The 24,472-nt window shown below is 65.3% G+C and carries 21 protein-coding genes; 12 read left to right on the top strand and 9 right to left on the bottom strand.

The window, feature by feature from the left end; genetic code table 11:
• The first annotated feature begins 64 nt into the window (after positions 1 to 64).
• Positions 65 to 1,003, top strand: coding sequence for an aromatic alcohol reductase (locus C2L64_RS39640; RefSeq protein ID WP_007583819.1), 939 nt, complete (start codon positions 65 to 67; stop codon positions 1,001 to 1,003).
• A gap of 51 nt (positions 1,004 to 1,054) precedes the next feature.
• Here the strand turns inward: C2L64_RS39640 and C2L64_RS39635 are convergent, their stop codons facing one another.
• Genes C2L64_RS39635 through C2L64_RS39625 form a run of 3 tightly spaced genes read right to left on the bottom strand, consistent with a single transcriptional unit; the run spans position 1,055 to position 4,470 of the window.
• On the bottom strand, positions 1,055 to 2,404 hold the full coding sequence (locus tag C2L64_RS39635; RefSeq protein ID WP_007583821.1) for an MFS transporter: 1,350 nt from the start codon (positions 2,402 to 2,404) through the stop codon (positions 1,055 to 1,057).
• Positions 2,405 to 2,457: 53 nt separating this feature from the next.
• The gene (locus tag C2L64_RS39630; protein WP_007583823.1) at positions 2,458 to 3,615 is read right to left on the bottom strand and encodes a CaiB/BaiF CoA transferase family protein; all 1,158 of its coding nucleotides are present in this window, start codon (positions 3,613 to 3,615) and stop codon (positions 2,458 to 2,460) included.
• Between the two features lie 45 nt (positions 3,616 to 3,660).
• A complete protein-coding gene (locus tag C2L64_RS39625; RefSeq protein ID WP_007583824.1) occupies positions 3,661 to 4,470 on the bottom strand; it encodes a citryl-CoA lyase in 810 nt (269 codons plus the stop codon).
• A gap of 159 nt (positions 4,471 to 4,629) precedes the next feature.
• Here C2L64_RS39625 and C2L64_RS39620 point away from each other — a divergent pair, with 159 nt between their 5' ends.
• The 7 genes from C2L64_RS39620 to C2L64_RS39590 all read left to right on the top strand — a co-directional run bounded on the left by C2L64_RS39620 (position 4,630) and on the right by C2L64_RS39590 (position 15,190).
• The gene (locus C2L64_RS39620) at positions 4,630 to 5,550 is read left to right on the top strand and encodes a LysR substrate-binding domain-containing protein (RefSeq protein ID WP_007583825.1); all 921 of its coding nucleotides are present in this window, start codon (positions 4,630 to 4,632) and stop codon (positions 5,548 to 5,550) included.
• Between the two features lie 182 nt (positions 5,551 to 5,732).
• Complete coding sequence (locus C2L64_RS39615) at positions 5,733 to 6,731, top strand: 2-keto-3-deoxygluconate permease (RefSeq protein WP_007583826.1); 999 nt, start codon at positions 5,733 to 5,735, stop codon at positions 6,729 to 6,731.
• Positions 6,728 to 7,987, top strand: a complete 1,260-nt coding sequence (locus C2L64_RS39610) for a four-carbon acid sugar kinase family protein (RefSeq protein ID WP_007583827.1) — start codon at positions 6,728 to 6,730, stop codon at positions 7,985 to 7,987. Before C2L64_RS39615 ends, C2L64_RS39610 begins: the two co-directional genes overlap by 4 nt.
• 39 nt (positions 7,988 to 8,026) lie before the next feature.
• Entirely contained in the window at positions 8,027 to 9,025 is a 999-nt protein-coding gene (gene pdxA / locus C2L64_RS39605) for a 4-hydroxythreonine-4-phosphate dehydrogenase PdxA (protein WP_007583828.1), read from the top strand.
• Between the two features lie 109 nt (positions 9,026 to 9,134).
• A complete protein-coding gene (locus C2L64_RS39600; protein ID WP_007583829.1) occupies positions 9,135 to 9,902 on the top strand; it encodes a DeoR/GlpR family DNA-binding transcription regulator in 768 nt (255 codons plus the stop codon).
• Positions 9,903 to 10,040: 138 nt separating this feature from the next.
• Positions 10,041 to 14,105, top strand: a complete 4,065-nt coding sequence (locus C2L64_RS39595; protein WP_090835115.1) for an ATP-binding protein — start codon at positions 10,041 to 10,043, stop codon at positions 14,103 to 14,105.
• A 110-nt stretch (positions 14,106 to 14,215) separates the two neighbouring features.
• Complete coding sequence (locus C2L64_RS39590; RefSeq protein ID WP_007583831.1) at positions 14,216 to 15,190, top strand: cysteine synthase A; 975 nt, start codon at positions 14,216 to 14,218, stop codon at positions 15,188 to 15,190.
• A 42-nt stretch (positions 15,191 to 15,232) separates the two neighbouring features.
• Here C2L64_RS39590 and C2L64_RS39585 read toward each other — a convergent pair whose 3' ends face one another.
• Positions 15,233 to 16,018 carry an aldolase gene (locus C2L64_RS39585; protein ID WP_007583832.1) on the bottom strand — a complete coding sequence of 262 codons (786 nt, stop codon included), beginning with the start codon at positions 16,016 to 16,018 and terminating at the stop codon, positions 15,233 to 15,235.
• A 19-nt stretch (positions 16,019 to 16,037) separates the two neighbouring features.
• Positions 16,038 to 16,742: a haloacid dehalogenase type II gene (locus C2L64_RS39580; protein ID WP_007583834.1), complete on the bottom strand. Its 705-nt coding sequence runs from the start codon at positions 16,740 to 16,742 to the stop codon at positions 16,038 to 16,040.
• 116 nt (positions 16,743 to 16,858) lie between these two features.
• Here C2L64_RS39580 and C2L64_RS39575 point away from each other — a divergent pair, with 116 nt between their 5' ends.
• Positions 16,859 to 17,707, top strand: coding sequence for a LysR family transcriptional regulator (locus C2L64_RS39575; protein WP_007583835.1), 849 nt, complete (start codon positions 16,859 to 16,861; stop codon positions 17,705 to 17,707).
• Here the strand turns inward: C2L64_RS39575 and C2L64_RS39570 are convergent.
• Positions 17,704 to 19,044 carry an LLM class flavin-dependent oxidoreductase gene (locus C2L64_RS39570; RefSeq protein WP_039900753.1) on the bottom strand — a complete coding sequence of 447 codons (1,341 nt, stop codon included), beginning with the start codon at positions 19,042 to 19,044 and terminating at the stop codon, positions 17,704 to 17,706. The two genes, C2L64_RS39575 and C2L64_RS39570, sit on opposite strands and share 4 nt — an antisense overlap.
• A gap of 255 nt (positions 19,045 to 19,299) precedes the next feature.
• Between C2L64_RS39570 and tauA the strand changes: the two genes are divergently transcribed.
• Genes tauA through C2L64_RS39555 form a run of 3 tightly spaced genes read left to right on the top strand, consistent with a single transcriptional unit; the run spans position 19,300 to position 21,991 of the window.
• Entirely contained in the window at positions 19,300 to 20,331 is a 1,032-nt protein-coding gene (gene tauA / locus C2L64_RS39565) for a taurine ABC transporter substrate-binding protein (protein ID WP_007583839.1), read from the top strand.
• Complete coding sequence (locus C2L64_RS39560) at positions 20,328 to 21,107, top strand: taurine ABC transporter ATP-binding protein (protein ID WP_007583840.1); 780 nt, start codon at positions 20,328 to 20,330, stop codon at positions 21,105 to 21,107. Before tauA ends, C2L64_RS39560 begins: the two co-directional genes overlap by 4 nt.
• Positions 21,107 to 21,991 carry an ABC transporter permease subunit gene (locus tag C2L64_RS39555; protein ID WP_007583842.1) on the top strand — a complete coding sequence of 295 codons (885 nt, stop codon included), beginning with the start codon at positions 21,107 to 21,109 and terminating at the stop codon, positions 21,989 to 21,991. The genes C2L64_RS39560 and C2L64_RS39555 overlap by 1 nt, the downstream gene beginning before the upstream one ends.
• A gap of 15 nt (positions 21,992 to 22,006) precedes the next feature.
• Here C2L64_RS39555 and speB read toward each other — a convergent pair whose 3' ends face one another.
• The 3 genes from speB to C2L64_RS39540 are packed head-to-tail and all read right to left on the bottom strand — an operon-like array spanning position 22,007 to position 24,467.
• Entirely contained in the window at positions 22,007 to 22,957 is a 951-nt protein-coding gene (gene speB, locus C2L64_RS39550) for an agmatinase (protein WP_039900758.1), read from the bottom strand.
• Between the two features lie 43 nt (positions 22,958 to 23,000).
• Positions 23,001 to 23,705, bottom strand: coding sequence for a cupin domain-containing protein (locus tag C2L64_RS39545; protein ID WP_079493338.1), 705 nt, complete (start codon positions 23,703 to 23,705; stop codon positions 23,001 to 23,003).
• A 45-nt stretch (positions 23,706 to 23,750) separates the two neighbouring features.
• A complete protein-coding gene (locus tag C2L64_RS39540) occupies positions 23,751 to 24,467 on the bottom strand; it encodes a DUF1989 domain-containing protein (RefSeq protein WP_007583848.1) in 717 nt (238 codons plus the stop codon).
• Positions 24,468 to 24,472: the final 5 nt, after the last annotated feature.

Here is a 24,472-nt window from a genome sequence, read left to right as displayed (position 1 = left end):
AACGAAACCGCACAGAAGGCCATTCACTGCATCGTTTTCGATGCCATGAAAAGGGTAACGCGTCATGACGCAACAACGTATTCTCATTCTGGGCGCCGGCGAACTGGGCATGTCCGTGCTGCGCAATCTCGCACGACGGGCCGGGTCCTCGGCACTGAGCATTAGCGTGCTGCTTCGCCCATCGACGATTCAATCCATCGACGCCTTCAAGCAACGCGAAATCGACGAATTGCGCGCGCTCGGCATCGAGCCCATTCCCGGCGACCTCGCGGCCGATTCCGTCGACACGCTCGCCGCGCTTTTCAAAAGATTCGATACCGTCGTGTCGTGCACCGGGTTCGTCGGCGGCAAAGGCGTGCAACTGAAGATCGCGCGCGCCGCGTTGAATGCGGGCGTGCCGCGCTTCTTCCCTTGGCAGTTCGGCGTCGACTATGACGTGATCGGCCGGGGCAGCGCGCAGGATCTGTTCGACGAGCAGCTCGACGTGCGCGACCTGTTGCGCGCGCAATCGCGCACGGATTGGGTCATCGTGTCGACGGGTATGTTTACCAGCTTTCTGTTCGAGCCGTCGTTTGGCGTGGTGGAGTTCGAAAGCGGTATCGTGCGGGCGCTGGGCGGCTGGGACAATGCCGTCACGGTCACGACGGCCGAAGATATCGGTGCATTGACGGCGGAGATCCTTTTGGCCGAGCCATGCATCAGTCGTCGCGTCGTGCATGTCGCGGGCGAGACGATCGGCTATGGGCAACTCGCCGACAAGCTGGACGCGTTCACGGGCCGCACGTTTGAACGTGTGGAGTGGACCGTGCCGCAGCTAAAGCGGGAACTGGCGCTCGATCCTGACAATGGCCTGAAGAAGTATCGCGTGGTGTTTGCGGAAGGCAAGGGCGTGGCGTGGGATGAGAAGCAGACCTTCAACGCGCAGCGCGGGATTGCCGTCGAGAATGTCGGCCAGTGGATGCGGCGCAGTCTGAGTGTGAGTGAAACTACGCTGGCAGGGTAACGGCAGGCGGCAGCGGCCAATCAGAAACCCGATCGACCGCTGCCTTCAGGCTCAACGCTTCATATTGCGCATCGCTACCGCAATCACGGACGCACCGCACACAAGCACAGCGGCAGCCAGATACGAACCCGCGCTGATATCGTGCGTCGCCGCCGTCAATGCGCCGATAGCCGTCGGCGCGCTCAAACTGCCGAGCTGCCCGATGCTCGAAATCAGCGCAATCGAACCCGCCGACGCCGTGCCCGACAGAAACGTCGCCGGTATCGTCCAGAAGATTGCCGTACAAGACAGATAACCGATCGCGACAAGCGCCAACCCAGCGATTGCCGGCGTGAACGATGCGTGCGCCGTGCCAAGCAGGACCGCGCCCGCAGCCGACACCAGCGCACACCCCGCGAAATGCAGCCGCCGTTCTTTGGTCGCATCCGAGTGCCGGCTCGCGAGCAACATGCCGATTGCGCCGATCAGATACGGAATCGCCGACACGAGCCCGATATGCCACGGGTTCGCGACGCCCGCCTGCCGGATCACGGACGGCGCCCAGAAGTTCAGCACGCTGCCCGCCCACGTGATCGTGAAATAGCCGAACGCGCACACATACACGCGCCAGTTCTTCAACGCCGCGCCGAAGTGATCGATGCGATGTTCGCTTCCATGGCCTTCGCCTTGCAGCTCGCGAGCGACGATGGCCTTTTCCTCAGGCGTTAGCCACTTCGCGGTTGCCGCGGAGTCAGGCAGATACCAGAGCGCGACCAGACCGACCAGCACAGGCGGAATCCCTTCGAGCAGAAAGAGCCATTGCCATGCGTGCAGCGTGTGCCAACCATCGGCATTGCTGAGAATCCATCCGGAAACGGGACCACCTGTGATGCCCGCCACGGCGATGCCAAGCACGAAAGCGGACAGCACCTTCGCACGATGACGATCCGGAAACCACGACGTGAGGTAATAGACGATGCCAGGAAAGAAGCCCGCTTCGGCAATGCCGAGCGCAATACGCGCGATATAGAACTGCGTCGGATTGCGCACGAACATCATCGACACCGACACGAGACCCCACAGCACCATGATCCGCGCGATCGTCCGGCGCGGGCCGATGCGGCGCAACAGCAGATTGCTCGGCACCTCGAACAGCACATAGCCGATGTAGAACACACCGACGCCCAATCCATACGATGCTTCCGTCAGGCCAAGGTCCGCGCGGAACTGCAGATGCGCAAAACTGATATTGACCCGGTCGATGTAGTTGAGCACATAGCAGAGAAACAGAAACGGAATCAGCCGCCGCGCGATGCGTCCGAACAGCTTCTCCGTATCCACCTGCACACTGTCGCTCTTCATCGATTCGGACGGCGGGCCGTCGAGGCCGCTGCGCGTCAGCGCACCGTTGGTCGTTTCCATTACGAGGTCTCCAATATAGTCGTCATTTGATACGTCGGCCGTGCTGCCTACGCCTACGCGGCTTCGCTCTGCTTCAACGCGCTACGCAACGGCGCCAGCAGTTCGGCGTTGTGCTCGCCGAGTGTCGGCGGCGCGATCACGTCGGTCGTGCGCTCGCCGTCGAAAGAAACAGGCGGCCGCACCGTGCGAAAACGTCCCATCTCCGGATGCGATGTTTCGACCAGCAATTCGAGGTGCTTGGCCTGCGGATCGTGGAGCGCTTCGCTGGCGTCGTACATCGGCGCGTGCGGCACATCGTTCGCTTCGAGCCGCGCGCACCAGTCCGCGCGATCGCGCTGCGCGAATGCTGCGCCGAGCAGATCGATCAACGCTTCCTGATTCGCGACGCGTCCTGCGCGATCGGCAAAGCGCGGGTCTTGCAGCAAGGTCGGCTGTTCGATGGCATCCGCGAGACCCAGCCAGAATTTTTCCGGCGACGACATATGCAACGCCAGCCATTTGCCGTCCGCGCACTTCATCACGTATGACTGCGACACGCTCGGGCGGCTGTATGGGCCCATCAGTTCATCGGCCGAGTAGTAGTGCGTGAACGCATCGAGATTGAAGTGGCTCATCGCTTCGAGCATCGACACTTCGACCTTGCGTCCGACGCCCGTCCGGTTGCGTTCATGCAGCGCGCCGAGAATGCCGTACGCCGCGTAGAAGCCCGTCAGCGAATCGGCAATCGCGGGGCCGACCACGCGCGGGTTCGCGGGATTGATCAGCAGGCCGAGAAATCCGCTTGCCGCCTGTGCGACGGTGTCGTACGCGGGCCGCGTCGCTGCCGGGCCGGTCTGGCCGAAGCCGCTGATCGCGCAGTAGATCAGACGCGGATTGATCTCGCGCAAGCGCTCGTAGCCCGCGTTCATGCGATCCGCCGCGCCCGGCCGGAAATTCTGGATATACACATCGGCGTCGCGAATGAGGGCGTCGAACAGCGCGAGATCGTCGGCATCCTTCGTATTCAGCGTGACGCTGCGCTTGTTGCGGTTGTAAGTCTGATAGTGCGGGCTATAGAGGCCGCCCTTGAACGCGCGGAACGGATCGCCCGTGCCCGGCTGCTCGATCTTGACGACATCGGCGCCCAGATCGCCTAGCAGCATGCCGGCCGCCGGGCCTGTGATGAAGGTGCCTTGTTCGAGCACCCGGACGCCTTCGAGAACTTTGGTCATGCAACAACTCCAGAGATGCGTTGCGAAGTGATGTGAGCGGAACGATCAGATGCCGGGCTGAAAGCCTTCGGGCGCTTCGCCGTCGTACACCACTTCGCGCGTGGCCTGATACGACAGGGCGAAGCCGATTGAGTGCGCCAGCTCTTCCGTCAGATGACCGATCAGTCCGGCCGTGCGCGCGAGAATCGGCACGCCCTTGAGCGCGGCCAGCGGAAAGCCGACGCCCAGCAACACAGCGGGAATCGCCGCCGATACGTTGAGCATCAGCGCCTTGCCGAACACATCCGGCAACACGGATTCGATCGCTTCCGCGATGCGTACATAGGTCATATCCGCGCCGCTGCGTTCGGCGACGGCGAACAGCGCGTCGACGCGCGGGTCGCGCTCTTTATGCAGCGGATGGCCGTAGCCCGGCACGGGGCGTTTGTCCGCGCGATAACGCGTGATCACCGTGAACGCCGCCTCGGACAGATCGCCGCCCGTTTGCGCCGCGCACTGCCGCACTTCGTCGAGCAGCTTTCCACAGGACTCGGACGCGCCGAGTATCACCGAACCGCAACCGAGAATCCCGGCGGCCACGGCGCCTTGCAGCGCATCGGGCGCGGCGGCGAGCGTCATGCGGCTGGCCTGCACGCTCGGCACGAGTCCGTGCTCCGCGATCGCGACGAGCGTCGCGTCGAGCACGGCGCTGGCGGCCGGGCTGGGCGTTTGTCCCGTGACGAGCAGGAAGAAGTAGTCGGTGAACGAGATCTTGCCGATCAGTTCGTTCGCGAGGTCGCGTCCTCGCACGACGATGGTGTGCGTATTCGAGGTCGAGATCGACGTGCGCGGAATAGTCTCTTTGCCGATTTTCATGGGTGCTTCGCGGGTCCGTTGAGCATCGCGTCGAGGTCTCCTCTCGCTGCGATCGTTGATGGCGAGGCCAGTGTAAGGCAGGCAATCTATCGATAAAAATGGTATTTTTCGCTGATTATCTATCGATGCCATCGATTCAAACGCGACCCACGAGAACCCATGGAACTACGACATCTGCGCTACTTCGCGGCCCTTGCCGAGCAATTGAGCTTCACCGTCGCCGCGCAAAAGGTTCACGTCACGCAATCGACGCTGTCGCATCAGATCCGCCAGCTCGAAGATGAACTCGGCTGCCGGCTGTTCGAGCGCGAAGGCCGGCGCGTGACGATGACGGAAGCGGGCGAGCTGTTTCTGGAGCGCGTGCGCAATGCGCTGCGCGAAGTCGACGAAGGCGTGTCGACCGTGCGCTATGCCGCCGAGGAAATGACGGGCGTCGTGCGCATCGGCGCGACGCACACGTTCAACCTGCACATCATTCCGCGCTGCGTGTCGCTGTTTCTGGACCGGCATCCGTCCGTGCGCGTCGACGTGCTCGAAATGACGGGCGACGGCATCGCGCAGGCGCTGCTGCGCGGCGACCTCGATATCGGCGTGACGTACAAGCCGAACGACGCGTTGCCGCTGCGTTTCGAGCCGCTCTACACCGAGGAGATGATGCTCGCCGTCGGGCTGCGGCATCCGTTCGCGAAGCGGCGCTTCGTGCGCGTGTCCGAGCTTCATCTGCAGCGCATGGTGCTGTTGCCGCGCAGTTTTTCCACGCGCGTGCTGCTCGACGAATCGTTCCGGATGGCGAATGCGGCGCCCGTCGTCGTCGCGGAAATGAACGCCATCGCGCCGATGATCGAACTGGTCAGAGAGACCGACATCGCGACGATCGTGTCGACGCATGCGCTGCGGCGCGAGGACGTGAAATTGATTCCGCTCGAAAGTCCGACGCCCGTGCGTTCGCCCGGTTTGCTGTGGCGCAGGGACGAGGCGCGCACGCCCGCGGCCCGCTCGTTTGCGTCGATCGTGCGCAGCGTGAGCGACAGCGAGAGCCGCGACACGCGGCGCAATACGGTGCGTGCCGCGCGCCGGTAATGGGCGAGGTCGTGGGCATTGAGCGCGCCGTCCGCGAAATGATCGTTTTGCGCAAATGCATGATCGGTTTGCGCAATCCAATCAAACGGTCTACACTCCAAACTGATCGATTTGATCGAATGATGACTGTTTCAATCAAAATCGCGGATAGACGCGGCGCTTAATAAAGCTAGGAGACTCGCATGGTTCAGATTCCCATCAAACGCTCGATCGAGCGCATCCCCGGCGGCATGATGATCGTGCCGCTGCTCATCGGCTCGCTGGTGGCGACGTTCCTGCCCGGCATGCCGAAGTTCTTCGGATCGTTCACGAATGCGCTGTTCACGGGCGCGCTGCCTATCCTTGCCGTGTTCTACGTCTGCATGGGCGCGAGTATCGACGTGAAGGCGACGCCGTATCTGATGAAGAAGGGCGGCGCGCTGCTCGTGACGAAGGTTGGGGCGGCGGTGATCGTCGGTGTGATTCTCGGCCATGTGCTTGGCGAGCATCCCGTGTCGTCGGGCCTGTTCGCGGGCATCTCGACGCTCGCCGTGGTCGCGGCGATGAACGACACCAACGGCGGCCTCTACATGGCGCTGATGGGCCAGTATGGCCGCTCGGAAGACGTCGGCGCGTACACGTTGATGTCGCTCGAATCGGGTCCGTTCCTGACCATGGTGACGCTCGGCGTCGCGGGTCTGTCGGCGTTCCCGTGGCAAACGCTGGTCGGCAGCATCCTGCCGCTCGCGCTCGGCATGCTGCTCGGCAATCTGGACCGCGAAATGCGCGACTTTCTCGCGAAGGCGGTGCCCGTGATGATTCCGTTCTTCGCACTGGCGCTCGGCGCGGGCCTCGATCTGCACAAGGTCTGGCAGGCCGGGTTGCTCGGCATTGGTCTCGGCATCGCGGTGGTGATCGTGACGGGCATTCCGCTGTACTTCGCCGATCGCCTGACGGGCGGCACGGGCGTCGCCGGCGTGGCGGCAGCCAATACGGCGGGCAACGCAGCGGCTGTGCCGGCGCTCGTCGCGGCGGCGAACCCGGTGTACAACGAAGCGGCGCAGAGCGCGACGCTGCTGGTGGCCGCATGCGTCGTGATCACGGCGATCCTGTCGCCGATCCTGACCGCGCAGGTGGCGAAGCGCTATCAGCAGCGCCAGGAAGGCGCGCGCACGAAGAATCGCGAAGGGCTGGCACGATGAAGATTCTGATTCTCGCGGACGATCTGTCGGGCGCCGCGGACTGCGCGATCGGTTTCGCGAGCGCGGGCCATCGCACGGTCGTCACGCTGGAGGCGGCGCGCACACCTGCGCATGACGGCGCGGACACGATCGCCGTCGATACCGACACGCGCCGTCTCACGCCTCACGACGCAGCCGCGCGCACGTCGGCAGCCTATGCCGAGATGAGCGCGCGCGACCAGCGGCTCTACAAGAAAATCGATTCGACGCTGCGCGGCAACTGGGCAGCGGAAGTGGCTGGCCTGCAGGCGCTCGCCGGCATGGCGATCGTCGCGCCCGCATTCCCGGCGACGGGACGCACGGTGCGCGACGGCCGCGTGTTCGTGCACGGCGAGCCGCTCGAACAGACAGCGACATGGAAGCTGGAGCATGCGGGTGTAACCGCCGGCATCGCGGCGCAACTCGAAGCGGCGGGTCTGACCACGGACCCGCTCGACGCCGAAGCACTCGCCGACGAACCCGAAACGCTGGCCGTGTGCATTGGCGCGATGGCGGCGAACGGCGTGCAGGCGCTGATCGTCGATACGCAAAGCGAGAAGGCCTTGCGCGCGCTCGCCCGCGCCACGCTGCAAAGCGACGCGGCGTTCTTCTGGGTCGGATCGGGCGGGCTTGCGCGCGAGATCGCGGCGCTAATTCCGCGCGCCGATGCTGGTGAGCGTAAGCCCGGCAGCGACGCGTTTCCCGGCGGCCCGATCCTGATTCTGGTCGGCAGCCTGTCGGCCGTCAGCGAGCGTCAATGCGCAATGCTGCGCGAGCGCGGCGGCGTCGAAGAACTGATCGTGCCGCCCGTCGTGCTGCGCGAAGGCGAGCGCCATCGCGACTGGCGCGCGTGGCAGGACCAGGTCGGCGTGTCGCTGAAGGCGGGTGTCGATCTGTTGCTGCGCATCGGCCGCGACGACGCGTTCGATCCCGCCGAAGGCGCGCAACTGTCGGCGGCGCTCGCTGCGCTGGTCGAGCCGCACTTCACGAAGACGGGCGGCCTGATCGCGACGGGCGGCGAGACCGCGCGCGCGATGCTGGCAGCCGCGCGCATCGGCAATCTGCAATTGCTGGCCGAAATCGAAGCGGGCGTCGCGGTCGCAAGGCCGCTCGACGCGACCCGCACCCATTGTCCCGGCGTCGTGACGAAGGCGGGCGCATTCGGCACCGATCACGCGCTGTACGCCGCATGGCTGACCCTGCGCAACGAAACCGAGCGCGACGTCGTTTCGCACTGACGTCCGCGAATGAATAGCAAGTACCCACGAGATCACATCATGAGCAACTACCTTCCCGTAATCGGCATCACGATGGGCGATGCAACAGGCGTCGGCGCGGAAGTCGTCGTCAAGAGCCTCGCACACGCGTCGGTCTACGCGCAATGCCGTCCGCTCGTGATTGGCGACGCGAAGCGCCTTGAACGCGCGAACCAGATTGTCGGCGGGACGATGACGATTCGCCGCATCGAGGACGCATCCGATGCACGCTACGAGCAGGGCACGATCGACTGCATCGACCTCGGCCTGATTCCCGACGACCTGCCGTTCGGCGAGTTGTCGGCGCTGGCGGGCGACGCCGCGTATCAGTACATCAAGCGCGCCGTCGAACTCGCGCAGGCGGGCAAGATCGACGCGATCTGCACGGCGCCGCTGAACAAGGAAGCGTTGCACGCAGGCGGCCACAAGTATCCAGGCCACACGGAAATGCTCGCGCATCTGACGGGTGTCGACGAAGTGTCGATGATGCTGGTCGCGCCGCAACTGCGCGTGATTCACGTGACGACGCACATCGGCATCATCGACGCGATCCGCAAGATCGAGCCGGGCCTCGTGCAGCGGACCATCGAACGCGGCAACGCGACGCTCGTGAAGGCGGGCATTGAACATCCGCGCATCGGCGTGTGCGGCATCAATCCGCATGCGGGCGAAAACGGCCTGTTCGGCTATGGCGAAGAAGAAGAGAAGATCATTCCCGCCGTGAAGCTGCTGCAGGAACGCGGCCTCGACGTCACGGGCCCGCTGCCCGCCGACACGCTGTTTTTCCGCGCTGGCCGAGGCGACTTCGATCTGGTGGTCGCGATGTATCACGACCAGGGCCACGGCCCGGTGAAGGTGCTCGGCCTCGAAGCGGGCGTGAACGTGACGGTGGGGCTGGAAGTGATCCGCACGTCGGTGGATCACGGCACCGCGTTCGATATCGCGGGCAAGGGTATCGTCGACGAAGGCAGCATGCTCGAAGCGCTGCGCCAGGGCGCGGAACTGGCGACGCGCCGCTGAGCGCGGAAGGCGGCGAGCCGGCGCGGCAGCAACGCCGCACGTGCCCGCCGTCGAATGGGCGCAAAGGGGCTGGTGTAAGATCGAGCCCCATTCCCGGACTCCCGCAGACGTGAAAAAAACGACCGACCGTCATCAGGCGATTCTCGAACTCGTACGCACGCGCGACGCCAACGTCGAGGCGTTGTGCGCCACGCTGGGCGTGTCGGAAGCGACGATCCGCCGCGACCTGACGGCGCTCGCGAAGCAGAAGCGCCTGGTGCGCACCTACGGCGGCGCAACCGCGCGGGTCGGCGTACACGAACCGGAAGCGTCACTCGAAGAACGCAAGTCGGCGCAGCGCGAGCAAAAGGAAGTCATCGCGCAGGCGGCCGCCTTGCACGTGCTCGACGGCGACACGGTGCTGCTCGACGGTGGCACGACCTGCGCCCAGCTCGCGTGGCATCTGTCGACGCGCGAAGACCTGCATGTGGTCACCAACAATCTGCTCGCGGTCACGGCGCTCGCCAATGCGCCAGGCGTGCGGCTCACGCTGATCGGCGGCGAGCTGCGCGGCTCCAGCATGAGCACGCTCGGGCCGCTCGCGGAACTCATCCTCAGCCGTTTGACCGTCGACCGCGCGTTTCTCGGCGCGGACGGCGTGGTCGCGGGGTTCGGGCTGTGCGAAGCGTCGGCGCAGCAGGCGTATCTGAAGGAGTGCATCGTGTCACGCGCCGCCGAAATCATCGTGCTCGCCGATTCCGACAAGCTCGGCCGCGCGCGCCAGCAACACTGGACGCCGCTGCAGCGCGACTGGCGGCTCATCACCTCGGCGCTGGCCGACGAAGCGCTGCTCGCGCCGTTTCGCGCGCTCGATGAAGTGATCGTCGAGCTGGCCTGAGCGAGTTTTCGCGGGAGTTCGTTGCGCGCCACCCGGTGTGACCAATAAGCGCCACGAACAGTCTGAAGGGGCACTATCATGGATTCAGCGACCTGACCCCGGTGCCCGTCTGCGCTGGTGGTCGTTTCCCTGACAGCCATGAAAAGCATCCGCGATCGCTGCCTCACACTGTGCCGGATTTTATGCGTGATGCTTGCGGCGGCATCGATCGATGCCACCGCGCAGGCGCAATCTCACCCGCACAAGCCTGCAAGTCTCACCGTGGGCGTCCCGGAAGGCGGCTGGCCGCCGCTTATGATCGTCAACAACGGTCAGGTGTCCGGCGCCGCGTTCGATATCCTCAAATCCGTTCTCGACCCTTCCGCGCAACTGCGGGTGCGGGTGTTTCCTGACTATGCTTCGTTGAGCGCGGCAGCTTGCGCCGGCTCCGTCGACATCGTGCTCGCCGTGCAGAAGCCCATCGAGGCAAGGCGCTGCCTGATCCTGTCCGAGCCTTACTACGATTCCGACGTCGTCGTGGTCGGGCGCGCATCGGATGCCGCACGCGACGGCGAGCCGCCACGCCTCGCCGGCAAGCGCATTGCCGCAGAGGCAGGCTCGTACATCGAGCAGGTATCGCACGAGCGCTACCCCGACTCCGTCTTCGTGCGCGCACACAGTCCGCAGGAGGGCTTGCGCGATGTGCTGCGCAAGGAGGCAGACGTCTACATCACGTTTCTGCCCGTCGCCGACTACCTGTTGTCGCAGCCGGAGTTCGCCGGGCTGGCGGAACTGAATCGCTATCGCGAAACGGAAAGCGGCGTGCGCTTCGGCTTTGCGCGCAGGCAACAGGCGTTGCGCGACGGTGTCGACGAACGGCTGAACGCACTGCCCGAGTATGCCCGGCAGCGCATCCTGAGCCGCTGGATGACCACCGGGCCGATTCAAGCGGAGTCGTCCGCGCCGTTTCAACTGAGCGACGAGGAGCGCGCGTGGCTGCGCTCGCTGCCGCCGCTGGGCGTGGGCGTGGACAGCGGGCTGCCGCCGTACAGTTACGTCGACGACAGCGGGCAGACGCATGGCATGGCGCAGGACTATCTGCGCTATCTGGCGAACCGGCTGGGGATCAGTTTCGTACGTCGGCCCGAGCCGGGCTTCGCCGCCACCGTGGATGCCCTGCAAGCGGGAACGCTGGATCTGGTCGCCGTCGCCATTCTTCACGACCCCGCATTGCGCGGTACTCCGGTGTCGCGCCCGTACGCGACGTTTCCGGTTGTTGCCGTCGGCCGTAACGATGCGCCTGCTCTTGGCCAGCTACGCGATCTGAACGGCAAGCGCGTCGCCGTCACCGACGGCGGCGGTCTGCGCTGGCTGGTGACGGGCGCAGCGCCGCAGGCACGCATCGTCGTCGTGCCGGATGTCGGGACGGGCATGAACGCGGTCGCCGAAGGCAAGGCCGATGTCTATGTGGACGATCTGGCCACGGTTCACTACATGCTGCAGCGCATGCATGGCGACAATCTGCGCATCATCGGCTCCGGGGGCCGTTCGCTGCAGACGGGCTTTGCCGTGTCGCCGAAGCTGGCGGCCCGGCTGATGCCGCTGATCGACCGCGCGCTCGCGGCGTTGCCGGACACCGAGCGGCTCTCGATCCAGAACCGCTACTTCCGGGCGAACTATGAACTGGGGCCGTCGTGGAAAGACATCGCGCTGAGGTTCGCGCCCGTGGCGCTCGCGCTGCTGGCCGTGATCGCGGTGCTGTGGCGCTCGCGCCGCGTGTTGCACAAGGAGGCGCGCGAACGCCGGGAAGCAGAGCTGCGGCTCATCGACGTAACCAGCCAGTTGCCGGCGACAGCCTTCCAGTATCGACAGGCTAGAAACGGTGACTCCCGGGTCATCTGGCTAAGCGGCAATACCGTCGAAATGTTCGGCAAGACCAGCGCTGAGCTGCAAGCCATTCCGGGATCGGTGCTCGCAGCGGTTCATCCTGAGGACCGCGCCGCTCTTCTGACCGAGGCGTACAAGGCCGAGCAGACGCTGGCGACCGTGAGCCGCGAACTTCGCGTGCAGCGCCGCGGCGCCTTCCGGTGGACGCGGTTGCACGCTGTGCCGCATCGGGTCGAGCACGACGATCTCGTCTGGACCGGCTACTGGAGCGACGCCGAAGAACAGCATCAGCATGCCGTCGCGCTTGGCGAGGCGCGCGATGCGGCGCAGCAGGCGTCGCGCGCGAAGAGCGAGTTTCTCGCGGCGATGAGCCATGAAATACGCACGCCGATGAGCGCCGTGATAGGACTGATCGAACTGCTAGCACACAGCAACCTGCGCCCCGACCAGGCGGTCAAGGTGAAGCTGATCTCGCAGGCAGCAGAATCGCTGTTGCAGATCCTCAACGACATTCTGGACTACTCGAAGATCGAAGCCGGCAAGATCGCGCTGGAGCGGGCGCCCGTCGATATCCGCGATCTGTGCACGAGCACGTTCTCGCTGTTTTTCTGGCGCGCACAGGAGAAGCGGCTGAAGCTGGCGCTGTGCATCGACGCGGCGATTGCGCCCGTGGTGTGGAGCGACGGCGTGCGGCTACGGCAGATTCTATTCAACCTGCTCAGCAACGCGATCAAGTTCACTACGGAAGGCAGCATTCGGCTCGACGTCGAACTCGCGGGCGAAACTGACGGCAAGCAAACCATTGTCTGGCGCGTGAGCGACACGGGAATCGGCATCAGCCAGGATCAGCGGGCGCGCCTCTTTCAGCCGTTCGTGCAGGCCGAAGCCTCGACGACGCGCCGCTATGGCGGTACAGGTCTCGGCTTGACGATCTCGCGGCGGCTGGTGGCCATGCTCGGCGGCACCATCGGCATGGAAGGCGAAGTCGGGCGCGGCACCCAGGTCGAGTTCCGCCTGCCGCTGGAAGTGAACCAGCGTGAGTTTCAAAGCTATCCGCTGGCGGGCGTCACCGTCGGTCTTCGTGTTCGCGATGCGTCTGTGCTGCGCAGCATGACGCAAGCGTTGCGCACTTTCGGCGGCACGGTGGCGATTCTCGATCCGAATGCAGCGCTTTCCCCGGGCGACTTGCCAGCGGAGTGCCGGCTAATCATCGACGACCAGCTGACAGCGGAAAGCCCGTCAGCGGACGAGCCTCTCACGCAAGCCCAGCAGAAGCCCGCAGTTCAAATGCAGGTGGGAGGCGTCCCCGTCGTTCCCACGACCGCGACCATCAAGACGGGCGGATATGTCCGCATGGGGGACCTCTGCTATCTGTGCGTCTATCCCGTCACGCTCGAGGGCGTGGCTGCCGTCTGCAATGCCGTCTTGCACGGGGACGCCGAACTGGGACTGGAATCCGCGGCGTCGGCGCTCACACCGGCTGCGCCGCGCGGCCGCGCCGATGCGCTGCGCGATCATGCGCTGATCCTGATCGCCGAAGACAACGGGATCAACCGGCATCTGCTGCGGCAGCAACTGGAACTGCTCGGCTGCACGTGCGACACCGTCGAAGACGGCGTGCAGGCGCTGAAAGCGATGGCGTCGGCGGACTATGCGCTGCTGATCACCGACTGTCACATGCCCGAGATGGACGGCTATACGCTGGCAACCCGCGTGCGCGAACGGACGGATGACGCGCGGCGCATGTCCATCGTCGGATTGACGGCGAGCGTGGGGCGGGAAGAACGCGAAGAGTGTCTCGCCGCCGGCATGGACGAATGCCTGTACAAGCCGGCCAAGCTCAGCGATCTGCTTGCGTGCCTTACCCGGTTCGCGCCGCAGTGCCTGCAGGGGCACAGCGCGCCCGCGAGCGACGGACGGCCCGCGCCACAGGTGGACGCGCCGCGCGCCACGCCTCATGTGGCTGGACCTGCCGCCGTACCTGCCGCAGCGACGGAACCAGGCGAACTGCCCGATCTCGACTGGGACGCGATCAATCAGAACTTCGGCAGCACCGGGCGCGACGAGAAGCTGATCGAAATCATCGTCCAGACCATGACGACTGACGCCGATGAACTCGAAGGCATGCTCGGCGAGGCTGAGCCTGCTGTCCTGCGGCAGTGGATTCATCGCGTCGACGGCGCGGCTTCCGTGCTCAGGTACGAACCGCTGAAGCATGCGCTGCAGACGTTCCGTGCGAGCGTCCTGACGGGCGACAGGGCGCTCTACATTGCATCGGGCGAGCAGATGCTGCACAAGCTGCGGCAGATCACCGATCACGTCGCGCGTCAGGTGTAGCAGCGATCGCAGCCCGCCTGGTGTGTCGATCGCGTTGTCAGGCGCGGCGCACTATCCTTCGACATGTGGCAGCCGCATTTGCTGCCGGTCATCTGAAACGAGGGGCGGACATGCGCGTATGCAAAGGATTCATCGGCTGCATCGGCGAGACGCCGCTCATCAGGCTCGCGGCGCTCAGCGCCGAAACCGGCTGCGAGATACTCGGCAAGGCGGAGTTCATGAATCCGGGCGGCTCGGTGAAAGACCGCGCCGCGCTCTACATCGTCCAGGACGCCGAACGCCGCGGCGCGCTCAAGCCGGGCGGAACGGTTGTCGAAGGCACGGCGGGCAATACGGGGATCGGACTCGCGCATATCTGCGCGGCGCGCGGCTACCGCTGCGTGATTGTGATTCCCGACACGCAGTCGCCCGCGAAAATGGAACTGCTGCGCGTGCTTGGCGCGGAAGTGCGGCCCGTGCCCGCCGCGCCGTACAAGGACCCGAACAACTACCAGAAGGTCGCGGGCCGTCTCGCGCAGGAACTGGACAACGCGATCTGGGCCAATCAGTTCGACAACGTCGTCAACCGTCAGGCGCACTACGAGACCACCGGCCCCGAAATCTGGCGCGACACGGCGGGTACGGTCGACGCGTTCGTCTGCGCGACGGGCACGGGCGGCACCCTCGCGGGCGTCAGCCGCTTCCTGAAGGAAAAGAATCCGAACGTGCGGATCGTGCTCGCCGATCCGCATGGCAGCGGCCTTTTCAGCTACGTCAAAACGGGCGAGATCAAGGTCGAAGGCAGCTCGATCACCGAGGGCATCGGCTCCAGCCGGGTGACGGCCAACCTCGAAGGCACGGCGATCGACGACGCGTTCAGCATCGACGATCAGACCTGCGTGTCGATGGTGTATCGCCTGCTGCGCGAAGAGGGACTGTACGTTGGCGGATCGACGGGAATCAACGTGGCCGCGGCCGTCGCGCTCGCGCAGCAGATGGGACCGGGCCATACGATCGTCACGCCGTTGTGCGATCGCGGCGAGCTGTATCGCGCGCGCCTGTTCAATCCGGAGTGGCTCAAGGACAAGGGGCTGGTGGCGGCGTGAAAGACGCCATGCGGGTCACGGTCGATCAGACGCGTTACCGGATCACTTCTCGAAGCGGTTGCCTGCGTCGCGCAGACGCCTGATGCCGCTGTCGAGGTGTGCTCGCGCGCTTTCCTTGTCGCCCAGCCGCATCTGCTCATACGCGCGCTGCGCGATGTCGTGCGGTACGGGCTTGAGCGGCCGGTTGCTCTGCATCGCCTTGAGTTGCACTTCGGCGGCGCGCTCCAGGTAGTACAGATCGTCCCAGGCTTCGGCGATGCTCGCGCCCGCCACCATCACGCCGTGGTTCTTCAGGAACAGGATGTCCGCGTCGCCCATTGCAGCCGCGATGCGGTCGCCTTCGGATGTATCGAGCGCGAGGCCGTTGTAGTGCTCGTCGACGGCGGTGCGGCCGTAGAACTTCAGCGCGGTTTGCCCGAGCCACAACAGCGGCGGTCCTTCGATGAGGCACAGCGCGGTCGCGTTCGGCATATGCGTGTGAAACGCGGCCTTCACGCGCGGCATGGCCCGATGCAACTGCGCATGAATGTAGAACGCCGTCGCTTCCGGGCTGCCGTCACCCTCGATCACGTTGCCGTCGAAATCGCAGATCAGCAGGCGCGATGCCGTGACTTCCGAAAAGGCGAAGCCATACGGATTGACGAAGAACAGATCGTCATGTCCCGGCACGACGGCGGAAAAATGATTGCACACGCCTTCTTCGAGGCCATGCTGGGCGGCAAGCTGAAAACACGCGGCCAGTTCGATGCGGGCCGCGTGCACCGCGTCGGAATCGAGCGCGGTGCGACGCGAGACCGCAGAGGTGTTGACGTTGAGCGTATGAGCCATGACAGGTCCTTTGCGCGTTTCACCAGCCGAGCGACGCGAACAGCGGCGGCACCTTGTCGAGCGTCGCGAGCGTGGCGTCGGGCGTGTAGTCCGGCAGGCGCTGGCGGCCCGTGCCGCGGTCTATCCACACGCAGCGAAAGCCGATATCGCGCGCCGCTGCGTGATCCAGATGCGGGCTTGCGCAGATATGCACCACCTCGTCGAGCGATACGCCTAGCTGTTCGTGAGCATAGTCGAAAAGCCGCCGGTTGGGTTTGTACGCGCCTGCCTGCTGCGCGGTAATCACGCGGTCGATATAGCCGCCGAGCTGCGCGACGTTGCCGGCGATCACGTCGTCGTCGGTATTCGACACGATGCACAGCTGGTAGCCCGCTTCCTTCAGCGTGCGCAGCGTATCCGTCACTTCGGGGAAGGGCGGCATCGCGGAGATGCGGCTGGTCAGCAGGCGGATGTCGTTGTCGTCGGCGTGCAGATCGAACTCCTCCAGCGCGATGCGCAGCGCGTGGCCCGCGACTTCGCGGAACGAGCGGTGCGGCGGCGTCTGTTCCAGCGCGTGCTCGTGCCTGTCGTAGACGGCGATGAACTCGCGCGGATCGATGGCGGCGGCGTGCTTGCCGGCGAGGATCGCCGTGACGGCCTCCAGCAGCCCTTCGTCCCATTGAATCAGCGTGCCGTAGCAATCGAAGGTCAGCCACGACGGGCGCGGTGAGTTTTCAAGTGACATGTGTGACTCCTTTCCGGTGACGTCGATATGGAACACAGACTATGCCTCGCGCCGCATATTGGGAAATTAAATTAAAATGGCATGCTTAGTGGAATCGTAAATATGAGGCGCCCGTCATGCTCGATCTCGAACTTCTGAAGACGCTGGTGTGCGTCGTCGACGAAGGCAGCTTTACACGGGCCGGCGACCGCGTGCACCGCACCCAGTCGACGGTCAGCCAGCAGGTGCGGCGCCTCGAAGAACTGGTCGGCCGTACGCTGCTGATGCGCGACCGCACGGGCAACCAGGTGACGGCGACGGAGCACGGCGAACTGCTCACGCAGTATGCGCGCCGCCTGATCGCGCTGTCGCAGGAGGCACAGGACGCGCTCGCGAGCGACGTCTGGCGCACGCCGATCCGCATCGGCGTGCCGGAAGACTTCGACGCGAGGCGCATGGCGTCGATCCTGTCGGGCTTCGTCAAGGCGCGGCCCGAAGCGCGGCTCGAAACCGTCGCGGGCATGAGTTCCGATCTGCACCGCAAGCTGTCTGGTGGCGAGATCGAGATTGCGCTCGTCAAACGCGAGCCGGGCAGTGGGCCGTGTCTCGCGTCGTGGCCAGAATCGCTCGTGTGGGTGCGCGGGCGCATGATCGAAGTGCCGCCCGAGGATGGCGAGCCGATTCCGCTGGCGCTGTTTCCGCAAGGCTGCGTGTACCGCAAGCGCGCGATCCGCAGCCTCGATCATTCGCAGCGAAGCTGGCGCGTCGCGTTCGGCAGCCATAGCCTGACGGGCATTCAGGCGGCCGTTGCTTCCGGCCTCGGCATCACGGTGCTGCCGACCACGGCCGTGCTGCCCGAGCATAGCGTGTGCTTCGACCTGCCGCGTTTGCCGCCCACGGAGCTCGCGCTCATCGGCGCGGGCGGCGCGATGAACGCGGTGCAATCGGCGCTGGTGGATTTCCTGCGCGAAGCGGTGGCGGTCTAGTCGCCTCTGCGCCGCGCGAAGAAACGGTTTTCCGGGCGAGGCAAGCCGAGATGGTCGCGCAGCGTCGTGCCTTCATACGCGCGCCGGAAAATGCCGCGCCGTTGCAGTTCGGGCACGACTTTATCGGCGAAATCGTCGAGGCCGCCTGGCAGATACGGGAACATCACGTTGAATCCATCCGAGCCGTGCTCGACTAGCCATTGCTCCATCTGATCGGCGATCGTCGCGGGCGTGCCGACCATTTCCAGCCCCGAATAGCCGCCGATCCGCTGTGCAAGCTGGCGGATGGTCAACTGGTCGCGACGCGCCCAATCGACGACACGCTGCCGCGAACTCTTGCTGGCGTTGCTCTCGGGAATTTCGGGTAGCAACGAATCGGGGTCGAGCTGCGACACGTCATGGCCGAGCGCGATCGACAGCGACGCGATACCGCTGTCGTAGTGCACGAAGGTATCGAGTAGCGCGCGCTTTTCGCGTGCTTCATCGACGGTATCGCCGACCACCACAAAAGCGCCCGGCAGTATCTTCAGATGATCCGGGTCCCGGCCCGCGCGCTCGACACGGCTTTTTACATCGGCGTAAAAGCGCTGCCCTTCGGCGAGCGAGGGCGGCGCGGTGAACACGGCATCGGCCGTTTCGGCGGCGATCTGGCGTCCCGCTTCCGACGATCCCGCCTGCACGACGACGGGCCAGCCCTGCACCGGCCGCGCAATGTTCAGCGGCCCGCGCACCGACAGATGCTCGCCTTTGTGGCCGAGCACGTGCATCCGCTCGGTGTCGACAAAGACGCCGCTTTCGACGTCGCGGACAAACGCGTCGTCGGCCCAGCTATCCCACAGGCCCGTGACGACGTCGTAAAACTCGCGCGCGCGGTGATAGCGCTCGCCGTGCTCGACGTGTGCTTCGAGGCCGAAGTTGAGCGCCGCATCGGGATTGGATGTGGTCACGAGATTCCAGCCGGCGCGTCCGCCGCTCAGATGATCGAGCGAAGCGAAACGGCGCGCGACGTGATACGGCTCGTCGAAGGTCGTCGACGAAGTTGCGATCAAGCCGATACGCTCCGTCACCGACGACAGCGCGGCGAGCAGCGTCAACGGCTCGAACGATGTCACCGTGTGGCTGCGCCTGAGCGCGGCGGGCGGCATGTTGAGCACGGCCAGATGATCGGCCATGAAGAACGCGTCGAAGCACGCGCGTTCGAGCGTCTGCACGAAGCGCTTCAGATGCGCGATGTTGAAGTTTGCGTCGGGAAAAGCGCCGGGATAGCGCCACGCGCCGGTATGCAGGCTGACGGGACGCATGAAAGCGCCGAGATGCAACTGACGGGATCGGGTCATGATGGAAGCCCTTGCCGAAAAGGTAAGCGGATTGCGAAGCGTGCGCGAAATACGATACGACAAGCGCGCAAATCCGGCTGGCCGACTGCACAAACCGTTCTGTGCAGCGATATCAGCGGCATCCGCTGTTTCCGCATGAAAAGCAAAGCTGCAACGGCGTAATTTGCTACGCACGAAACATTGGAACGACGGCGGCGAGAAGTGCCTATAGTCGGAAGCCTCATGCAGTTTCCATAACCAGCACGCAACCTTCCGATGAACCACACTCTCTCCTTCCTGCGCCGCGCGTTGCACGCCGCCGCGTTCGTCGTGGCGTCGGCCGCGATTGTCTCGCCCGCCCACGCCGAAACCCGCGAAGTCGTGATCGGCTATCAGGACATGGTCGTGCCGTGGCGCTACGCCCAGGTCACGGGCGCCGTCGAAAAAGCCACCGGCTACAAGGTTACGTACCGCAAGCTCGGCAGCGGCGCGGACGTGATCCGCGCGCTCGCGTCGGGCTCCATCCAGCTCGGCGAAGCGGGCTCCAGCCCGATCGCGGCGGGGCTGTCCCAGGGCGTTGATCTGTCGCTGTTCTGGATTCTCGACAACATCAACGATGCCGAAGCGCTCGTCGCGCGCGACGGTTCGGGTGTGACGAAGCTCACCGACCTGAAGGGCAAGACGATCGGTCTGCCGTTCGTGTCGACGTCGCACTTCCATGCGCTCGTCGCGTTGCAGCAGGCTGGTGTCGATCCGTCGACGGTGAAGATCCTGAACCTGCGACCGCCCGAGGTCGCGGCTGCATGGCAGCGCGGCAACATCGACGCGACCTACATCTGGGACCCGGTGCTCGCGAAGGTCAAGCAGAACGGCAAGGTGCTGATCACGTCGGGTGAAGTCGCGAAGGAATCGGGCAAGGCGACCTTCGACGGCTTCGTCGCTGCGCGCCAGTTCGAGCGCGACAACGCCGCGTTCATGACGGGCCTCGTCAAGGTGCTGGCCGAAACGGATGCGCAGTATCGCGATCACAAGGCGGCATGGACGCCCGCTTCGAAGGAAGTGCAGGCCGTCGCGCAGGAGTCGGGCGCAACGCCCGCCGACGTGCCCGCAAGCCTCGCGCTGTACGCGTTCCCGACGCCGGCGGAACAGGCGTCGCCGACGTGGCTCGGCGGCGGCAAGCAGTCGGGCGCGGCGGCATCGCTGGCGGCGACGGCGGCGTTCCTGAAAACGCAGGGCACGATCCAGAACGTGCTGCCCGACTACTCGGGCGCCGTGAATCCTCGCTTCGCGCAACAGGCCGCGCGATGAGCGCGCTGGAAATCCGCGGCGTCGGTGTGACCTATGACGGTGCGGATGAGCCCGCGCTCGCGGGCGTCGATCTGCGCATCGACAGCGGTGAATTCGTCGTTGCATTGGGCGCGTCGGGTTGCGGCAAGACCACGCTGCTCAATTGCATTGCGGGTTTCGTCGATCCCACGGAAGGCGAGGTGCGCCTGAATGATGCGCCGATCGAAGGGCCCGGCGCGGAGCGCGGCGTCGTGTTTCAGAAGCATGCGCTGATGCCGTGGCTCAACGTCCTCGACAACGTCGCGCTCGGACTTCGCTTTCGCGGCGTCGCGCGCGACGAGCGGCACGAGATCGCGCGGCGCACGCTGGCGCTCGTCGGGCTGGAGCGGCATGCGAACGCGAAGGTGTACGCGCTGTCGGGCGGCATGCAGCAGCGCGTGGGCATCGCCCGCGCGTTGGCGAGCGACCCGCAAGTGTTGTTGATGGACGAGCCGATGGGCGCGCTCGATGCGCTCACGCGCGAAACGGTTCAGGAACTCGTGCTCGACGTGTGGTCGCGCACGCAAAAGACGGTGTTCTTCATCACGCACAGCGTCGAAGAGGCGCTATTTCTCGCGACCCGCCTCGTGCTGATGACGCCTGGCCCTGGACGCGTCGCGGAAGTGCACGAGTTGCCGTTCGCGCGCGAATACCTGGCGTCGCGCGACGCGCGCGCGGTGAAGTCGTCGGCGGCCTTTATCGAGTGGCGCGAGCGTTTGACGCGGCGCTTGCATGAGACCGTGCGGGAGGCCGCCTGATGAACTCGATCGATTCTTCGCGGCACGACGCGACAGGCCGCCTGCGTGCCGCGCATCGCGGCGACGCCGACGCGGCACGCACACGTAAGCGCAAGGCCAATCGCGGCATACCCGGCGAAGGCCCGACCGCCGCGCTCAGCACGCTGTGCGTCGCGGCCTTGCTGCTGCTGTGGTGGGCCTCGTCGCATTTCGGCTGGGTGCCGCCGCTGTTTCTGCCATCGCCGGACGCCGTCTGGCGCGCATTCGCCGATGCGTGGAACGGCCGCATTCAGGGCGGCCTGCCGTTGTCGGAACACTTGATGTGGAGCGCGATCCGCGTGTTCGGCGCGTTTGCGCTCGCATGCGTGACGGCCGTGCCGATCGGCGTGTTGATGGGCGTGAGCCGCGTCGCGCGCGGTCTGCTCGATCCGCCTATCGAGTTCTACCGGCCGCTGCCTCCACTCGCGTATCTGCCGCTCGTGGTGATCTGGTTCGGCATCGATGAAACGGCGAAGCTCATCGTCATCTGGCTGGCCTGCTTCGCGCCCATTGCAATGGCCGCGCGCGCGGGCGTGCGCAGCGCGACCGTCGAGCAGATCAACGCCGCCTGGTCGCTCGGCGCGAACTTCAGGCAGGTCGTGCTGCACGTCGTGTTGCCCGCCGCGTTGCCGGAGATTCTCACGGGGCTGCGCATTGCGATCGGCTTCGGCTGGACCACGCTCGTCGCCGCCGAGATGGTCGCGGCGACGGCGGGGCTCGGACAGATGGTGCTCAATGCGTCGAGCTTCTTGCGCACCGATGTCGTTGTGATGGGCATCGTGCTGATCGGCGCGATTGCGTGGCTGTTCGATCTCGGCATGCGCGCGCTGGAGCGCAAGCTCGTGCCGTGGAAGGGCAAGCAGTAGCGCGCTGGCGGCGCGCTACCGGTTTCCATCGCTCGCGCGCTTTGCGAGCAGGCACAGTATTTCGTACATCAGCGTCGCGGCGACGAGCGCGGTGTTGCCGCTTGGATCGTAAGGCGGCGAGACTTCGACCACGTCGCCGCCCACCCAGTTGAGCCCGTCGAGACCGCGCAGCAGCGCCTGCGTCTCGCGGGTCGTGAGGCCGCCCACTTCCGGCGTGCCCGTGCCCGGCGTGAACACAGGGTCGAGCCCGTCGACATCGAGCGAAAGGTAAACCGGCGCATCGCCCACAATGCGCCGCGCTTCGGCGGCGACGGCTGCCGGCCCGAGCGCGTCGAACTCCTCGATGAACACGACGCGCATACCGTGATCGAGCGAATAACGCCAGCCTTCGTCCGAATTCTGCGCACCGCGAATGCCGATCTGGATGGTTCGCTTCGGGTCGAGCAGACCGGCTTCGACCGCACGGCGAAACGGCGCGCCATGCGTGAACTTCGAGCCTTTGAACGTATCCCAGGTGTCCGTGTGCGCGTCGATATGAACCAGCGCGATCGGCTCGCGCGGCGCCAGCGCCTGGAAGATCGGGTAGGTGATCGAGTGATCGCCGCCCGCCGTCAGCGCGAGCTTGCCGGCGTGGAACACGGGTTCGAAGAAACGACGGATGTCCTCGTGCGCGCGTTCGAGATGATAGAGGTCGGTGAACGGCACATCGCCGATATCGGCGACGCGGCAGGCGTCGAACGGATTGAAGCGCGTCACGTGATGGATGCCGCGCATCATCGTGGACATGTTGCGGATTTCGCGCGGACCGAAGCGCGCACCCGGGCGCGCCGTGACGCCGCCGTCGAAGGGCACGCCCGCAAGAGCGATGTCGAAGGTGCTCAGGTCCGTGCTGAACGGCACGCGCATGAAGGTCGGGATGCCCGCGAAGCGCGGCTGCTGCATCTGGGTCAGATCGGTTCCCGTCACATTGAACTCCTGTTTCACTTTCGTTTAGCGCCAACTGCACGCTTTAGAAGGTCGGCGGTGTATTGATCCACAGCACGCGGGTGATGCAATCGCCGGGATTGCGGTAGCTGTGCGGCTCGGTGCTCGGGAAGTAGAAGGAATCGCCCGCCTGCAGCCGGTAGCATTCGCTGCCGAGCGTGAGTTCGAGTTCGCCTTCGAGCACGTAGCCCAGTTCTTCGCCTGCATGGCTGATCTGCTCGTCGCTGCGCGCGAGTGGTTCGAGCACGTGAATGTCGCCTTGCAGCAGTTGCCCGGGGCCCGCCACGACGAGCCGTTCCAGCATGATCGACCCGCCCGCGCGGCCATGTCGCCCCGAGGTTTGCTGCACGCCCGGAAAGCGCACGGAAGGCCGTTCGCTGGCGCGCTGCACGGGCGTGACGTTCGCCACGGGACCGGACACCAATGCAGCGATGTTCGTGTCCAGCGCGAGCGCGATCCTGTGCAAGGTTGCAAGCGAGGGCGTCGCGTGGCCGCCCTCGACTTTCGACAACAGACTCTCCGAGCAGCCCGCCTGCTCCGCCAGCGCCTTCAGCGTGAGCTGCTGCACCATGCGTGCGTGCCGTAGCCGTGTGCCAAGACCTTCGGCTGCCGCCCCTTGTGCAGAATGAGGGGCGGCTGTGCGGGGCGTTTTCGCGGCGCGCCGCGGCGCGAGTGGGGACGGCCTGCGGGAAGCGCCGTTGCCGGACGTGGGGGTTTTTCTGGTGGCCACCGTATGCGTTCTGTCGATCAGCGTAAAAGAACGGCCTGGCGAGTATCAGGCGAGAACCGTGAACTCGACTTCGACCGGGTTGAGGGCGTTGATGGGAATGATATCCTGCGGACACGCCGACATCACGACGATGCAATCCATCGCGGCCTTGATGTCCACATGGTCGCCCGCTTTCGACACAGGCGGCAGCCAGTCGATCGTGTAATCCGGCTTGACGGGGATGTTCATCCACAGGTTGAACGGCTGCGGCACTTCCCGCGTGCGCACGCCGATCGCCTTTAGCGCCAGCCGCAGATTGTCCGAGCAGTTGTCGTGATAGCTCGCCACACCCAGATTCTGGTAGCGATACAGGTCGCAGGCCGCGATCAGCGTATCGTGCACGCCCGGCGATGTATCGGCGACCAGTTCGGCGATCGGGCGGCGATGATTCGTCACGAGCGGGTCGCCCGGCTGCGGAATGATCTTGTCGATATACGCGCGCGTGTGCTCGAACGAGAGGAATTCGTTCAGGTGCGTGGCGTTGAAGATCCACGTATCGCAGACCTGCGTGCCATGCGGGTTCGAGATACGGATGGTCTGCCCCGCCTTGACGCGCACGGCGCGGCCGCAGCGCGCGGGCACCGTGTAGGTCTTGCCGGGCTCGGGCGTGCCGTCGGCGGAAATCGGTTCGTGCAAGGTGGCGTTCTGGCCGAGTTCCGTGCCGTTGTCGTCGCTCGGGTGGGCATGCGCGTGCGTATGCGTGTGAGTGGCAGTCGTGCTCATCTGGG

It is taken from the genome of Paraburkholderia hospita, from assembly GCF_002902965.1.
Lineage (GTDB): Bacteria > Pseudomonadota > Gammaproteobacteria > Burkholderiales > Burkholderiaceae > Paraburkholderia > Paraburkholderia hospita.
The sequence above is the reverse complement of the archived record's forward strand: the minus strand, read 5'-3'. Positions and strand labels throughout refer to the sequence as shown.